Source organism: Serratia sp. Res13-Sevr-LER1-36-b (genome assembly GCF_015673035.1).
Lineage (GTDB): Bacteria > Pseudomonadota > Gammaproteobacteria > Enterobacterales > Enterobacteriaceae > Chania > Chania fonticola_C.
The window spans coordinates 42,902-57,797 of sequence record NZ_JADACK010000038.1; the positions used below are offsets into that span (position 1 = coordinate 42,902).

General features: G+C 53.2%; 14 protein-coding genes. 10 read left to right on the plus strand and 4 right to left on the minus strand.

The window, feature by feature from the left end:
• The first annotated feature begins 17 nt into the window (after positions 1-17).
• From IMQ33_RS22355 to IMQ33_RS22400, 10 genes are all read left to right on the plus strand, one after another.
• Positions 18-923 carry a hypothetical protein gene (locus IMQ33_RS22355; protein WP_065686388.1) on the plus strand — a complete coding sequence of 302 codons (906 nt, stop codon included), beginning with the start codon at positions 18-20 and terminating at the stop codon, positions 921-923.
• A gap of 160 nt (positions 924-1,083) precedes the next feature.
• Positions 1,084-1,941: a MurR/RpiR family transcriptional regulator gene (locus IMQ33_RS22360; protein ID WP_065686387.1), complete on the plus strand. Its 858-nt coding sequence runs from the start codon at positions 1,084-1,086 to the stop codon at positions 1,939-1,941.
• A gap of 133 nt (positions 1,942-2,074) precedes the next feature.
• On the plus strand, positions 2,075-2,902 hold the full coding sequence (locus IMQ33_RS22365) for an alpha/beta fold hydrolase (protein ID WP_196062730.1): 828 nt from the start codon (positions 2,075-2,077) through the stop codon (positions 2,900-2,902).
• Between the two features lie 9 nt (positions 2,903-2,911).
• Positions 2,912-4,282, plus strand: a complete 1,371-nt coding sequence (gene dcuC / locus IMQ33_RS22370) for a C4-dicarboxylate transporter DcuC (RefSeq protein ID WP_065686385.1) — start codon at positions 2,912-2,914, stop codon at positions 4,280-4,282.
• Between the two features lie 583 nt (positions 4,283-4,865).
• Complete coding sequence (locus tag IMQ33_RS22375; RefSeq protein WP_065686384.1) at positions 4,866-5,846, plus strand: TIM barrel protein; 981 nt, start codon at positions 4,866-4,868, stop codon at positions 5,844-5,846.
• Between the two features lie 65 nt (positions 5,847-5,911).
• Positions 5,912-6,952 carry a substrate-binding domain-containing protein gene (locus IMQ33_RS22380; RefSeq protein ID WP_024484941.1) on the plus strand — a complete coding sequence of 347 codons (1,041 nt, stop codon included), beginning with the start codon at positions 5,912-5,914 and terminating at the stop codon, positions 6,950-6,952.
• 19 nt (positions 6,953-6,971) lie between these two features.
• Complete coding sequence (locus tag IMQ33_RS22385) at positions 6,972-8,465, plus strand: sugar ABC transporter ATP-binding protein (RefSeq protein ID WP_065686383.1); 1,494 nt, start codon at positions 6,972-6,974, stop codon at positions 8,463-8,465.
• 41 nt (positions 8,466-8,506) lie between these two features.
• The gene (locus tag IMQ33_RS22390; RefSeq protein WP_065686382.1) at positions 8,507-9,478 is read left to right on the plus strand and encodes an ABC transporter permease; all 972 of its coding nucleotides are present in this window, start codon (positions 8,507-8,509) and stop codon (positions 9,476-9,478) included.
• Positions 9,478-10,335: a MurR/RpiR family transcriptional regulator gene (locus tag IMQ33_RS22395; protein WP_024484938.1), complete on the plus strand. Its 858-nt coding sequence runs from the start codon at positions 9,478-9,480 to the stop codon at positions 10,333-10,335. The genes IMQ33_RS22390 and IMQ33_RS22395 overlap by 1 nt, the downstream gene beginning before the upstream one ends.
• A 1-nt stretch (position 10,336) precedes the next feature.
• Positions 10,337-11,200: a ribokinase gene (locus IMQ33_RS22400; protein ID WP_196062731.1), complete on the plus strand. Its 864-nt coding sequence runs from the start codon at positions 10,337-10,339 to the stop codon at positions 11,198-11,200.
• 59 nt (positions 11,201-11,259) lie between these two features.
• On the opposite strand, the gene mhpE is transcribed toward IMQ33_RS22400, so the two are convergent.
• The 4 genes from mhpE to IMQ33_RS22420 are packed head-to-tail and all read right to left on the minus strand — an operon-like array spanning position 11,260 to position 14,895.
• Entirely contained in the window at positions 11,260-12,270 is a 1,011-nt protein-coding gene (mhpE, locus tag IMQ33_RS22405) for a 4-hydroxy-2-oxovalerate aldolase (protein WP_196062732.1), read from the minus strand.
• Complete coding sequence (locus tag IMQ33_RS22410) at positions 12,267-13,217, minus strand: acetaldehyde dehydrogenase (acetylating) (RefSeq protein WP_196062764.1); 951 nt, start codon at positions 13,215-13,217, stop codon at positions 12,267-12,269. Before IMQ33_RS22410 ends, mhpE begins: the two co-directional genes overlap by 4 nt.
• On the minus strand, positions 13,217-14,011 hold the full coding sequence (gene mhpD / locus IMQ33_RS22415; RefSeq protein WP_065686373.1) for a 2-keto-4-pentenoate hydratase: 795 nt from the start codon (positions 14,009-14,011) through the stop codon (positions 13,217-13,219). The genes IMQ33_RS22410 and mhpD overlap by 1 nt, the downstream gene beginning before the upstream one ends.
• Before the next feature lie 14 nt (positions 14,012-14,025).
• Entirely contained in the window at positions 14,026-14,895 is an 870-nt protein-coding gene (locus tag IMQ33_RS22420) for an alpha/beta fold hydrolase (RefSeq protein WP_161712309.1), read from the minus strand.
• Between the last annotated feature and the right edge of the window lies 1 nt (position 14,896).

Sequence of the window (14,896 nt, forward strand, 5' to 3'; positions counted from 1 at the left end):
GCGCAAGGATGGAAAACATGAACAATTTTCTCAGTTTATTCGCCGTGTTAGCGTTGAGCGCCAGCGTCAGCCACGCAGCCGCGCTGCCAAAAGAGAGCGGTAGTTTCGATTTCACCGTGCCACAAACCGGCAAGAAGATGGAAGTCTTCAGCTACCAGCCGCCCGGTGCTAATGCCAACACTCCTGTGGTGTTTGTCCTGACCGGGCTGAATCGTAACGCCGATGAGTACCGCGACTCATGGGTAGAAAATGCCAAGAAAAACAAACTTATCGTCATCGCTCCTCTGTTCTCCGAAGCCGATTATCCCGGTAACGACGGCTATAACCTGGGGAATATCGAGAATGCCAAAACCCACCAGGTCAACCCTAAAGGGGAGTGGGCTTTCACGGTCATTGACGATCTGTTTGCCAATATGCAAAAACAGGGGATCACCAAACAACAAGACTATTATTTATTTGGTAACAGTGCTGGCTGCCAGTTTGTGCATCGGATGCTGACCTTTGTCCCTGAGGCCAATGTCAAAGCCGCCATTTGTGCGGCAGCTGGATGGTGGACCATGCCAGATGTGGAAAACCCCTGGCCCTATGGCCTGGACAATGCGCCGGTGAAAGTGACGCAAAAACAGCTGGCCGACTACTTTGCCAAGCCCGTGCTGATCACCGTCGGTGAAAAAGATAACGATCCATATCACCCTTTGCTGCGCCGCTCTTATGAAGCCATGGCACAAGGGGATAGCCGGTTAACCCGTGCACAAAGCTATTTCCTGACGGCACAGCAGAAAGCCAAACGCTACAAGGTCGACTTCAACTGGCGCTTTACGACCTTACCCGACGTAGGGCATAGCGGCTCGAAGATGTCTGCTTATGGCGCAGAGCAATTCGCCTGGTTTGAACAGCATGGCGAGTTCAAGGTACAACCGTAACTTGAGGAGAACGCGCTACTGCCAAAGCAAGCGGTAGCGCGGGTCAGAAGGGAATGAGAGATGACACACACTTCTGACAAGGGAATTTTTGATTCCCCTTTTTTCTCCCTTGGGTTTTGTTATTAATGAAGGAAGAAATGGCGTAGAGGGGAAAACTGACATGAACAGAGCGGAATTCACTCAACGTATTGCTGGCATTGATAATCTGACCGAAACAGATCGGCGTATCATCGACTATTTTGACAAACACTTTGAGTCCATCCCCTACAGCAAAGTGATTGATGTCTGCCATGAGATCAACATCGCCAAGTCAACCTTGGGGCGATTTATGATGAAGCTCGGCTTCACCGGTTTTCGTGACTTCAAAGAGTCCACCATCGAGCCTGAGCAGCGCAGAAACATCTCCCCCATAGAACGTTTCGACAACAGCAAAAACAGAAAAAACGGCATCGAATTCATTGAAAAACACTGCGGTGAGATCACCGATAATATCAACAATACGTTGAAAAACATCAATCGCCAGCATTTGGAGAAAACCATCGCGCTGATTTGCGATCCGGAAAAAAGACTGTATGTGATTGGCAGCGCAACGGCACATGCCTTAGCCGAGTATTTTTACCTGCTTGGCCGCTATATCAAAAAAGACATTGTGCTGCTGGATGCCAATATTGCCAATTTACCGCATAAGCTAATCGACTCAAGAAAAGGCGATGTGCTATTGGCGATTTCTTATTATCGTTTTTCCAGCGTAACGACAAGGTTGATAAAATGGTTTTATCAACATCGTGGCGATACCATCGTCATCACCGATAATGCCGTCAATCCGTTCAGCCACTTCGCCACGGCAATGTTGCTGATGGAGAGCCAGCATAGCGGGCTATTCAGCAGCCGCAGCGCTGGCTTCGTATTAATCGAGGCGCTGGTTAATTATATGGGTGAAGTGAAAAATAACGAATTAAACGAGAACTTCAACGTCATGGAATCGTTATTCGAGGCATTTAACGTTTTCAATAAATAACACCAACACCAGGCAGTATGAATATACATCAACCATCTTTATAGCCCTGTTGTTTTAGGGCTAAGCATTGACTTACCAGAATGCCATGTAGCAATCCATCTCTGGCGTTTATTTAATGAAAAGAGGCTTTATCATGAGCAGTGAAAACAGCGCAATCCCTGTTTGCCCTGAGCAGCAAATTCTACGTACCTCACAGGGGAATTTATCTTTCCGCGCCTGCGGTGAGGGCGAAACCCTGATCTTTTTACACGGTATTCTGGGCAGCTCAAAAGCCTGGCCATTCCAGTTCGCCGCCTTTTCTCCCCGCTACCGCGTCATGGCCTGGGATGCACCGGGTTATGCCGACTCCGCGCTGGTTCCGGCCGAGATCGACGCTTTTGTGCTGATGCTGCATGAGTGGGTGCAACACTGTGGGGCAGAGAAAGTCTCCCTCGTCGGACATTCAATGGGCGGCACCGTTGCCAGCCGCTACGCCGCCCGCTATCCAGAGCGGGTAAAAAATCTGGTGTTGTCCTGCACCCATCCCGGCTATGGCGCGCCAGAGTCGGCACCAAGCTCAGAAAAGCTGGAAAAGCGGCTACAAGAGCTCGCCGAAATTGGCCGTGAAGCCTACGGCAGAAACCGCGCACAAGATTTGCTGCCGTTCCCGGATGTGCCCGCTGCGGTGCTGGACTATGCGGCAGAAATTGCGGCAGGCACCAATCTGGAAGGCCTGAGGCGTGCCACTCGCATGTTGCAGCTCGCCGACAACCGCCCGCTACTGCCCCAGCTCAAGATGCCAACGCTAATCCTTACCGGTGAAAAAGACACGGTAGTGCAACCGCAACTGAAAGCCGATCTGCTGACGCTGGTGCCTTACACCCAACATATCGAGATGCCCGGGATGGGCCATGCGCCTTATTTCCAGGCTCCGGATTATTACAACACGCTATTACATGAGTTTTTTGCCAAACACTCATAAGGGGACATGATGACTGGATTTATCATCGGGATGATCGTTACCGTATTGGCGGCCTGGTTTATTATCAAAAACTACCAGCCGCAAACCGTGTTACTGCTGGCGGGGCTGAGCCTGCTGCTGATCACGGCGGTGTTCTTTCCTGAGCAATCGATATTGTATGGCAAGGCCAAATCCATCGGCTGGGTTGGCGGGGATATTTTCGCCTTCGTGAAAGAGTCTTTGACCACCCAGGTGGCGGGCATTGGTTTGATCATTATGGCGGCGGGCGGTTTTGCCGACTATATGGATCACATCAAAGCGTCGAACTCGATGGTGAATCTGTGCATCAAACCCTTGCAGATGATCAAGGCACCTTACCTGATCCTGGCCATCGGCTACATATTATCCCAGTTGCTGCACGTGGCGATTTCCAGCGCGGCTGGTCTGGCGATGCTGCTTTTGGTCACCTTCTTCCCGGTGTTGGTGCGGCTTGGAGTCAGTAAAGCCGCCGCCGCCTCGATGATTGGCATGTCGGCATTTATGGATCTCGGCCCGGCGGTAGGCACCGCCAACTTGGCAGCCAAACATGCAGGTATGGAAACCGCAGTCTACTTTGCCCACTACCAACTGCCGGTCGCCACCGGCGTGATGCTGGCGGTCGCGGTACTGATCTTCTTCACCGCACGCTACTTTGACGCCAAAGACGGACATATTGTCACCCAACAGCAGGTGGAACAGCCAACCAGCGAAGATACCGTCAAGGTACCGGCATTCTACGCTTTCCTGCCGGTGTTCCCGGTGATACTGGTCATCGTCTTCAGCCCGCTGGTGATTAGCAGCATCAAGATTGACGTGGTGACAGCGATGATTATCGGCACCCTGTTGGCATTTTTCTGCGAGTTGCTGGTACGGAGGGATTTCAAAACCGCCTGCAAGGGCATCCAGGTGTTCTTCAAAGGCATGGGCACCATGTTTACCAGCATCGTTTCCCTGTTGGTGTGTGCCGACGTTTTCGCCCAGGGCTTGCAGATCATCGGGGCCGTTGACTTCATTATTCACACCGTTCAGGCCGCGGGCTTTGGCTTTGGCAATATGACGATAGTGATGGCCCTGCTGGTCTGCGTGACCGCGGCACTGACCGGCTCCGGCGTGGCTGCGTTCTTCTCCTTCTCCGGTCTGGCTCCTGGCATTGCCGCCAAGTTTGGCGAAAGCGCCGTCAGCATGATCCTACCAATGCAACTGATGGCCGGTATGGGAAGATCGATTTCCCCGGTGGCCGGGGTGATCATTGCCGTCAGCAAGGCCGGTGAATGCTCGCCGTTTATGATTGTCCGCCGTACGCTGATCCCCGCCGTAGGCGGGATGATCACCATGCTGGTGCTAAACGGCATCCTCAATTAACGTCGTGTTAAAACCCTGGGCAGAGAAATCTCTGCCCTATCATCAGCCCCACGCCGACAGTCCATTTCTTGACCATAAACCTGGTCTTTTCTGAAATGTTTCACCGCCTCTATATCGCCTGGTTATCCCACTGTACACTGCCTGAAAATCGCCCTTAATCCGGGTAGGGATACCGTTTTATTAACAAGGAGTGTTGATATCATGTTCTCAAAGATCATGTTTATTCTGTTTACCGCCACCGTGGTATTGGTGCTGATTAACTGGGAACGCCTGTGGGACTATATCCGCCCGATGGTGTAACCCGCGTAAAGTGCAGGCCAGCCAACTGGCCTGCCTAGTCCCATGTTCGCCTCTGCCAACCCAGCGTATTAATCCCCTCACAGTCTCAGCCTCTCTCGCTCCTGGCCATTGCCTCTGTGGCAAAGCCTTCCTGTAACGAAATTTCGTGAATGACCTCGCAAAGTGATTAATAAAACGACGGGTGGGCTTGCAGTTGTCAACGGTCAGTGATAGAAAAATACTACTTTACGAAAAATCGTGAAGAAGGAAAGTACATTACAGAACCATTGACCAAGGACACCTCATGTCAGAACTTAAATTTGCCACCCGTTTGAATTCCTTTGCCTCAGGCGCCAATCTTTACTGGCCAGAACTGAAAGGCAAACCCTCTGTATCGCAAATGATTGAGCGTGCCGGAACAGTCAAGGGATTGACCCACCTGGATTTAAACTACCCTCAGCACATCAATGAGGATGTTAAAACCATGAGCCAAAAGATCGAAGCGGCTGGCCTGGCGGTGAATGGCATGCAAATGCGCTGGGATGCGCCAGAATTCAAGATTGGGGCGTTCACCAATCCGGACCCAAAAATCCGCCGCCAGGCGATCGAGCTGACCAAGCGTGGGATAGATGCGGGCCGTGAGTTTGGCGCCAGTTTAATGACCTTGTGGATGGGCCAGGATGGTTTTGATTATTGCTTCCAGGCGGATTACAAAAAAATCTGGGAAGACGCCGTCTCAGCGGTACGTGAAGTGGCCGAATATGCTCCAGATGTCGATATCAGTATCGAATACAAACCTAATGAGCCACGGGCCTACAGCATTTTTCCCAACGTCACCACCTGCCTGCTGGCGGTTGAAGAAGCTGGCTGCGCGAATCTGGGTATCACACTCGACTTTGCCCACGTGCTGTTTGCCAACGAGATCCCAGCCTTTGCCGCCGCCATGGTCGCCCGCCGCTCTCGCCTAATGGGTCTTGATCTGAACGATGGCTGGGGCAAACGCGACGATGGCCTGATGGTGGCTTCAGTCAACCCACGGGCGACGCTGGAATTCCTCTGGCAGATGCAGCGTGACGGCTACACAGGGGCTTACTATTTCGACACCTTCCCAGACGCCAGCGGTCTGGATCCGGTGCGTGAAGCCGAAACAAATATAGCAACGGTGATCCGCCTGCTGAAACTGTGCAAACAGCTCGACAATAACCCTGAATTGATGAGCGCCATCAGTAAGCAAGACGCCGTTGCCTCTCAGCAAATTATTAACGACATCATGCTGGCAAAATAGAACCAGCAACCGGGCGCCCTACGGGTGCCTCTAATAATAACTCACAGCACCAAGGATAGAAGAAGATGAAAAAGCACTTACTTTCTGTACTCGCCTCTACCCTGTTTTGCACCAGTGTTTATGCTGCCGATCTGCCACCGTTACAGTCTGATACCGAACCCGATCGTACCGATTGGACCGAACTTAGTGCCAAATATGGCCCCATGCCGGCGGTTGACAGCAAGCTGAAAATCGGCGGCGTATCCAAAACGCTCACCAACGAATATTGGCGTTCCCTAGGGGAGGGCTACCAAACCACGGCCAAAAAATACGGCTTTATGGTGGCCTACCAGGCCGCAGCCAATGAAGACGATCAGCTAGGCCAACTCTCGATCGCGGAAACGCTGATTTCCCAAGGCTTTAATGGCCTGCTGGTTTCTCCGCAAACGGACGCCAACCTGCAACCCGCCTATGAAGTGGCGAAAAGCAAGGGCATCCCGGTAGTCAACGTCAACGACGCCGTCATGCCCAGTGCCGCCCATTACGTCGGTAACGTACAGAAAGATAACGGTGTCCGAGTCGCCAACTGGTTTATCCAGCATCATCCGGAAGGTGGCAAAGTCGCGGTGATCGAAGGTCAGGCTGGCGTTTATGCCGCCACACAGCGTACCAAGGGGTTCAAGGAAACCATCGGTGCCAACGGCAAATTCACCGTAGTCGCCAGCGTACCAGCCAACTGGAGCCGGGAAAATGCCTATAACGCCGCTACCACCATCTTGCAGCAGCATCCGGATATGGTTGGTTTCTACGCCAACAACGACGGCATGGCACTCGGAGTGGTAGAGGCGGTACGTGCACAAGGTAAAACCAACCAGGTCGCGGTGTTTGGTACCGATGGGATTTCCGATGCCTACGCTTCCATCAAACGCGGTGAGTTGACCGGCACGGTGGACAGCTTCCCGGTACTGACTGGTGAAGTGGCGATGGAAGTGATGTTGCGCCTAATCGACGGGCAGAAAATTTCACGCGTAGTCTCCACCCCACAGGCCTTGATCACCAAAGAAAACGCGGATGCTTTCTCCACCAAAGACAACGAGAAACTGCGCCAACTGCTGGTACAGCAATAAGCCAGGCGACGGAGGGTTTATGGAACAGTTTTGTTTAACGATGCGTGGCATTAATAAAACCTACGGCAGCGCGGCTGCGGTTCAGGACGTAGATTTTTCGGTCAGGCACGGTGAGGTCCATGCCTTAATCGGGGAAAACGGCGCAGGGAAATCGACGCTGCTGAATATTCTTTCTGGCGTACGGGCAGCTGACTCTGGTGAAATCCAGGTTGAAGGCCAAACGATCCTGATGAAAAACCCGCTTTCCGCACGCCAGGCGGGGATCGCCATGATCCACCAGGAATTGCAGCATGTTCCTGAACTCTCCGTAGCGCAGAATATGTTTCTTGGCAGGCCGATGACCCAATGCCAGGGCCTGTTCGTGGATAAAAAAGCACAGTACGCAAGGGCAAAGGCGATCCTGAGACGACTCGACCCCACCATTGACCCGAACGAACCGATCAAGAATCTGAAAGTCTCTCAGCAGCAGATCGTCGAAATTGCCCGGGCATTACTGGATGAGGCCAAAATCATTGCGATGGATGAGCCGACGTCCAGCCTGACGCCAAGAGAATTTGATCGGTTGGCAGAGTTGATCGCCGATCTTAAATCGATGAACGTCGCGCTGATTTATGTCTCGCATAAGATGAACGAGATTTTTAAAGTCTGCGATCGCGCCACAATTTTACGCGATGGTAAACAGGTCGGCGTGGTCAATATCTGCGACGAAACGGAAGAAACCATCGTCACCAAAATGGTCGGACGCAAGATTGAGAAAGTGCAGCATCACTCTTATGTCACCGACAAAGAAATTCTGCGTGTAGAAGACCTTGGACGTGACAAAGCCGTACTATCAGCCAGTTTCAGCGTACAGGCAGGGGAAGTGCTGGGGATTGCTGGCCTGGTCGGCGCTGGCCGCACCGAGCTATTGAAGCTGATCGCCGGTATCGACGCCAAAACCAGCGGCCAGGTTTTAGTTGAAGGCTCGCCGGTGAAAAAGCTAAATGTCAGCTCGGCAATCAAGGCTGGCATCGGCTTGGTGCCAGAAGATCGCAAAAAAGAGGGCATTATTAAGGAGCGAGCAGTAAAAATGAATATGGCGCTGCCCTCAATGAGCAACTTCACCCGCTATGGCTGGTTAAGAAAAGCAAAATTAGATCGCTTGGCCCTCGAAGTGATGACCGACTTAAATCTGCGCCCGCTGAATATTGAAAAACCCATCGGCACCTTGAGTGGCGGTAATCAGCAAAAGGTCATTATTGGCCGGTGGGTCGCGGCAGATAATAAAGTTTTTTTATTTGATGAGCCCACACGTGGGATTGATATCGGCGCCAAATCAGAAATTTATAATTTAATCGAAAAGCTGGCCAAGCAAGGAAAGGCTATTGTGGTGGTCTCCTCCGAAATGCCAGAAATTATCCGTATCTCCGATCGGGTGCTGGTGATGCGCGAAGGGAAAATTACCCGGGAACTCAAAGGCGACGATATTACAGAAGAAAATATCGCTCGTTATGCGATTAACGATCTGAATTAAAACCGGCTTCTGTATCTTACATTTTTATTAAGGCAATCATTATGATGACTCAGGGTAAGGCTCAGCCTAAAGTGCCGTCCTCGGCGCTATTCAAGTTTAATCTGCGTGATGCGGGCACACTGATTGGTTTACTGATCATTGTGGTCACCTTCTCGCTGCTGTCACCGGGATTTTTAACGGTGCCTAACCTGCTGAATATTTTACAGCAATCCTCGATCAACGGCATTATTGCCCTGGGCATGACGCTGGTGATTATCTCCGGCGGTATCGATCTCTCGGTAGGGCCAACGGCGGCGTTATCCGCCGTGCTGGGTGCTACGCTGATGGTCGCTGGTGTACCCGTGCCGCTGGCGATAATGGCGACCTTGGGAGTGGGCGCACTGTGTGGGGTTTTCAGCGGCACGCTGGTGGCCTACGCTGGATTACAGCCTTTCATTGTCACCCTGGGCGGCCTCTCGCTGTTCCGAGCCATGGCGCTGATCTTTACCAACGGCAACCCTATCTTCGGGATCCCGATGGAGTTTCGTGATTTCATCAACAGCGAAATTTTCGGTGTGCCAAGTCCGATCGTGATTGTGGTTACCATCGCCATCATCCTGTGGGTAGTGATGAATAAAACCCCGCTGGGGGAGTATATTCTGGCGGTTGGCGGTAACGAAGAGGCTGCCCGCGTAGCTGGTGTACCGGTAAAAAGAACCAAGGTGACGGTGTTTGTGATTTCCGGCGTATTGGCCTCGCTGGCTTCACTGATCCTGATTGGCCGTCTGGGCGCTGCTGAACCAACGATGGGCAACCTGTGGGAATTGGATGCTATCGCGGCTGCCGCTATAGGCGGGGCATCCTTGATGGGAGGCAAAGGCAGTGTGATCGGCACGCTGATCGGCGCCATCATTCTGGGTTCGTTACGTAACGGATTGACGCTGCTAAATATTCAGGCGTTTTATCAATTGCTTGCCACAGGGCTTATTATTATCATAGCCATGTTGATTGACCGAGCGACAAGAGGCAAGTAATGAAGCAGGATCCGCGAGCAATTGGCGCTCAAATTCGCATGAGATTGCCACAACTGACACCACTGGAAAGAAAAGTGGTGGACTCAATCACCTCGAAAACTGATTTATCCGAGCAAACCTCTTTAAAAGAGATTGCGCTGGAAAATAAAGTTTCTGAGGGGATGGTAGTTAAACTGGCAAAAAAGCTCAACTTCTCTGGCTTCAGGGAGTTCAGAAGCAGTTTGATTTACTATAACTATTCTGAAGTAGCAAGTTTGCATGCAGAAATTGAGCCTGATGATTCGTCGGAGCAATTACTGGAAAAGGTATTCAAAACGTCAATTCAGGCAATAGAAGAAACCATTTCTATTCTGGACGTTTCTGAATTTAACCGCGCCGCAGATATTCTGTTCAAGGCTCGGCACATCGATCTCTATGCCGTCGGTGGTTCGGCCACCATTGCCCGCGATCTGGCGCATAAGTTGCTAAAAATCGGGATTAAATCGACGGTCTACGATGATGCCCACACCATGCTGATGTCTGCTGCGATCTTATCGGATGATGATGCCGTGGTGGCAATCAGCCATTCCGGCGCTACCCGTGCGGTCAACGATCCCATTAAGCTGGCCGCGCGCAACGGTGCCAAGGTGATTGCCATCAGCAATTATGCCGAGTCGCCCATTGCGCGTAATGCGCATGTGGTTCTCAATTCAACCTCACAGGGTTCGCATTTGCTTGGGGAAAACGCAGCGGCACGCATTGCTCAACTTAATATCCTTGATGCACTGTTTGTGGCGATTGCGAAAAAGGATTTGAAGCAGGCTGAAAAGAATCTGATGAAAACCCAGCAGGCGGTCCGTGATTTAAGAGAATACTAACATGAGTAAAATCGTAGTCGCTGGCAGTCTTCATTACGACATTATGCTGCAGGCGCCCCATCGGCCAGAAAAAGGCGAAACGGTGATCGGTAGCAGTTGCGCCTATAAATTTGGTGGCAAAGGGGGCAATCAAGCAGTTTCGGCAGCCAAGGCGGGGGCGCAGGTCAGCTTCGTTGGCGCGGTAGGCACTGACGATCCGGGTAGGTTCCTGCTCGCGGTGCTAAAGGAAAACCAGGTTGATACCCGCCACGTCGAGATAACATCGGCAACTCCTTCCGGTATGAGCGTCGCTATCATGGATGCCGAAGGCGATTATGGTGCCGTGGTGGTCTCGAATGCCAACAACCTGATCGCCCCACACCAACTGGATCAGGCCAGCCTCTGGCAAGATACCGGCATGCTGTTACTCCAAAACGAAGTGCCCGAAGCCATTAACCTGGTGGCAGCCCAGCAGGCCAAAAATCACGGGGCGTTAGTCTGCCTGAACGCCGCTCCGGCCCGCGAGCTCAGCACTCAGCTCCAGGCTTGTATCGATCTGTTGGTGGTTAATGCGGTCGAAGCACGCGACCTTAGCGGAATTGCGGTCAACGACTTGCAGCAGGCCTGTATGGCTGCCGAGGTATTGAGCACTAGTTTTAAGGCCGTGGTGGTCACTGCGGGTGAACATGGCGTCGCCTTCTGTGAGGCGGGTAGCAGCAGCCAATCCCTTCCGGCGCTGAAGGTCGAGTTGGTCAGCACTCACGGTGCCGGTGACTGTTTTATGGGCATGTTATGCGCCTCGTTGTTACAAGGGCAAACATTACCGCAGGCAGTGGCCAAAGCAAATCAGGCCGCAGCCATTCACGTTTCCCGCCGCATTTCCTGAGCCTTGGCCCCTCGCAGAGGGGCCGTCTAACTCACAGCATTTTAGAAAAAGCCTGGTGATTAACGAGAACGTAGATCCAGCGCCACGTCGACGATCATATCTTCCTGGCCGCCCACCATACGGCGCTTACCCAGCTCAACCAGAATATCTACTGCGTTGATACCGTATTTCGCCGCGGCCACTTCACAGTGGCGCAGGAAACTGGAGTAAACCCCGGCGTAGCCCAACGCCAACGTTTCACGATCGACGCGAACGGGCCGATCCTGCAACGGGCGCACCAGATCGTCAGCCGCATCCATCAAGGCATACAGATCCGTGCCATGGTTCCAGCCAAGCTTATCCGCCGCTGCAATAAACACCTCAAGCGGCGCGTTACCGGCTCCTGCCCCCATCCCTGCCAAGCTGGCATCCACACGATCGCACCCTTCCTCCACCGCCACCATCGAGTTGGCAACCCCAAGACTGAGGTTATGGTGCGCATGCATACCGGTTTGCGTTTCTGGTTTCAACACCGCTTTCAAGGCTCGGAAACGGGCTCGGATATCGTTCATATTCATCGTGCCGCCAGAATCCACCACGTAGATGCAGGTTGCCCCGTAACTTTCCATCAGCTTGGCCTGGCTGGCCAGATTTTCCGGCGTCGTCATATGGCTCATCATCAGGAAACCCACGGTATCCATGCCCAGCTCACGGGCATAGGCGATATGCTGTTTGGAGACATCGGCTTCGGTACAGTGAGTGGCGACTCGCACCACCCGTGCCCCAGCGTTATAGGCATCCTTCAGATCGTGAATAGTGCCAATACCCGGCAGCAGCAAGGTGGCGATTTTAGCGTGTGTGGTCACATCCGCCGCCGCCTCAATCCATTCCAGATCGGTATGTGCGCCAAAGCCGTAGTTGAAGCTGGAGCCCTGTAGACCATCACCATGTGCCACTTCTATTGAATCTACCTTCGCCGCATCCAGCGCCCTGGCAATGTCCTGCACATTTTGCAGCGTATATTGGTGACGAATAGCGTGCATCCCGTCGCGCAGGGTGACATCCGAGATAGAGATTTTTTTGTCGCTCATAGCCGTTCTCCAGCAACATACGCCATGGCCTGAGCCATACGCTCGGCGGTCGCCAGCGCAGCGGAAGTCATGATATCAAGGTTGCCTGCATAGGCAGGTAGGTAATGTGCCGCGCCTTCAACTTCCAGAAACACCGAGGTTTTCAGGCCAGAAAAACGACCAATCCCCGGTAAATTAATCGGTGCATCGGCAGGGATAACATCAAACTGCACTTTCTGCTTCAGGCGATAGCCTGGCACATAGGCCTGCACGGCCGCCGCCATTTCGTTGATTGAAGCCTCAACCTTGGCTTGATCGACTGATTCACTCAGCACATAGACGGTATCACGCATCATTAAGGACGGTTCCGCCGGGTTCAAAACGATAATCGCTTTGCCCCTCTCAGCCCCGCCGACCACCTCGATCGCCTTGCTGGTTGTTTCGGTAAACTCATCGATATTAGCGCGAGTTCCCGGCCCGGCAGACTTACTGGCAATGGAGGCGATAATTTCGGCGTAATGAACTCTGGCCACCCGTGCTACCGCTGCCACCATCGGGATGGTCGCCTGGCCGCCGCAGGTCACCATATTGACGTTGACCTGGCTGAGGTTTTCCTCTAGGTTCACTACCGGCACGCAATAAGGGCCAATCGCCGCAGGTGTCAGATCGATTAGCCGGATCCCCGGTTTGGCCGCCCGCAGGATGGCATCATTTTTAACGTGTGCGCTCGCACTGGTGGCATCAAAGACAAAATCAATGTCGGCGAATTCCGGCATCTGAATCAGTCCGTTAACACCGGTATGACAGGTTGCAACCCCCATCCGGCGAGCACGAGCCAACCCGTCCGATTCAGGATCGATCCCCACCATCACCCCCATCTCCAGATGCTTGGCGTTACGCAGGATTTTAATCATCAAATCGGTACCGATATTGCCGGAACCGACGATCGCCACTTTTCTCTTGCTCATCATTGGCTATCCTCATAGAAGTGGGCCGAAACCGTGCCGACGCCTTCAATTGTTGCCATAAAACTGTCACCTGCTTGTACCGGCACCATCGGGCCCAGAGCTCCGGTCAGCACTACATCACCAGCTCGTAACGGCGTGCCGAGGCTGGCCATTTTGCGTGCCAACCAGACGGCAGCATTGATCGGATGCCCAAGACATTCACTGCCACGCCCGCTAGACACCACCTCGTTATTGCGCGTCATGCTCATACCGCAATGTTGCAGATCCACCTCATCGATCCGACGCACCGGGCCACCCAGCACATACACACCACAGGAAGCGTTATCCGCCACGGTATCGACAAACGCGATCGACCAGTCTTTGATACGGCTGCCCACCACTTCAAGCGCTGGCAATACCCACTCCACTGCGCTACATAACTCATCGAACGTGGTATCGGCATGCGGTAAATCACGATCCAGCACCAACGCAATCTCCGCTTCGATACGCGGCTGCATCACCCGCGAAAATGGAATGCCCTGGTTGGTGCCGTAGCACATGTCGGCAAACAGGGTACCGAAGTCCGGCTGGTCAACTCCCAGCTGTTGCTGAACCTTGGGATGGGTAAGTCCTACTTTGCGCCCTACCACTCGGCGGCCCGCAGCCTGCCAATGCTGCACGTTCAATTGCTGGATGGCGTAGGCCGCCTCGCCGTTGTCGAGGCCGAGACGATCGCGCAAGGGCCCAATCACCTTGCCGCTAGCCTCGGACTGCCGTAACGCCTCGGCCAATTGTTCCAGATTGTAATCACTCATCATTCGCTCCCTGATTAATGCTTGAGGAAATCCACAACCATGCGGTTAAAGGTGTCGGCATGTTCCCATTGCGCCCAATGCCCACAGTTGCTGAACACATGCAGTTGTGACCCGGCAATGCCCGCGAGCAGACGCAGCCCGGTATCCATCGGCACAAAGCGATCGTTGCGCCCCCAGACGATCAGCGTTTGGGCTTTGATTTCGCCCAGGCGCGGGCTGAAATCCGGGAACTGCTTCGGATTAACGGACAGGCTCTTGACGAAGTTTTCTAGGTGGTCACGGTGCGCCAGAATATTATCGAGGCGGGTTTTGAACAGCGCTTCGGTCAGATCGCTGGGGTCGTAAACAAAAATGTTCATCATTTTGCGCAGGTTCTCGATATTTGGCTCGCGATAGAGCCCCTGCAACAGCTTGATCCCTTCCGTTGGCATCGGCACAAAGGGGCTAGCACCACCTGTACCGCCCCCCATCAACACCAGTTTGCCAACGCGCTCAGGCCAGGTCAGGGTAAACGCCACGGCGCTGTGGCCGCCCATCGAGTTCCCCAGCAGATGTACCTGCTGCAGATCCAGCGCGTCCACCAGCCCTTTCAAAATGCGCGCATTGAGGTCCGAACGGGAACCGTTACTGACGATTGAATCGCTCTTGCTCCAGCCTGGGAAATCCAACAGGATCACGCGATAACCCGCTGCTACCAGCGGTTCAATATTACGGCTGAAGTTCGCCCAACCGCTGGCTCCGGGGCCGGAACCATGCAGCATAACCACGGTTTGCGCACCGTTGCCACAGTCGTTGTAATGGATACGCAGGCTGGCTTCACCCTCTTGGATCTGCACGAAGCGGCTGGTATTTTCTTCAGTAAGGTCAAAAGATTGCGATGTCATG

What these genes read in the sequence shown, in the direction of transcription:
- IMQ33_RS22420 (WP_161712309.1), bottom strand. Translation starts at nt 14,895, where the DNA reads ATGACATCGCAATCTTTTGACCTTACTGAAGAAAATACCAGCCGCTTC.
- IMQ33_RS22395 (WP_024484938.1), top strand. Translation starts at nt 9,478, where the DNA reads ATGAAGCAGGATCCGCGAGCAATTGGCGCTCAAATTCGCATGAGATTG.
- dcuC (WP_065686385.1), top strand. Translation starts at nt 2,912, where the DNA reads ATGACTGGATTTATCATCGGGATGATCGTTACCGTATTGGCGGCCTGG.
- IMQ33_RS22400 (WP_196062731.1), top strand. Translation starts at nt 10,337, where the DNA reads ATGAGTAAAATCGTAGTCGCTGGCAGTCTTCATTACGACATTATGCTG.
- IMQ33_RS22380 (WP_024484941.1), top strand. Translation starts at nt 5,912, where the DNA reads ATGAAAAAGCACTTACTTTCTGTACTCGCCTCTACCCTGTTTTGCACC.
- IMQ33_RS22360 (WP_065686387.1), top strand. Translation starts at nt 1,084, where the DNA reads ATGAACAGAGCGGAATTCACTCAACGTATTGCTGGCATTGATAATCTG.
- mhpD (WP_065686373.1), bottom strand. Translation starts at nt 14,011, where the DNA reads ATGAGTGATTACAATCTGGAACAATTGGCCGAGGCGTTACGGCAGTCC.
- IMQ33_RS22410 (WP_196062764.1), bottom strand. Translation starts at nt 13,217, where the DNA reads ATGAGCAAGAGAAAAGTGGCGATCGTCGGTTCCGGCAATATCGGTACC.
- IMQ33_RS22365 (WP_196062730.1), top strand. Translation starts at nt 2,075, where the DNA reads ATGAGCAGTGAAAACAGCGCAATCCCTGTTTGCCCTGAGCAGCAAATT.
- mhpE (WP_196062732.1), bottom strand. Translation starts at nt 12,270, where the DNA reads ATGAGCGACAAAAAAATCTCTATCTCGGATGTCACCCTGCGCGACGGG.
- IMQ33_RS22355 (WP_065686388.1), top strand. Translation starts at nt 18, where the DNA reads ATGAACAATTTTCTCAGTTTATTCGCCGTGTTAGCGTTGAGCGCCAGC.
- IMQ33_RS22375 (WP_065686384.1), top strand. Translation starts at nt 4,866, where the DNA reads ATGTCAGAACTTAAATTTGCCACCCGTTTGAATTCCTTTGCCTCAGGC.
- IMQ33_RS22390 (WP_065686382.1), top strand. Translation starts at nt 8,507, where the DNA reads ATGATGACTCAGGGTAAGGCTCAGCCTAAAGTGCCGTCCTCGGCGCTA.
- IMQ33_RS22385 (WP_065686383.1), top strand. Translation starts at nt 6,972, where the DNA reads ATGGAACAGTTTTGTTTAACGATGCGTGGCATTAATAAAACCTACGGC.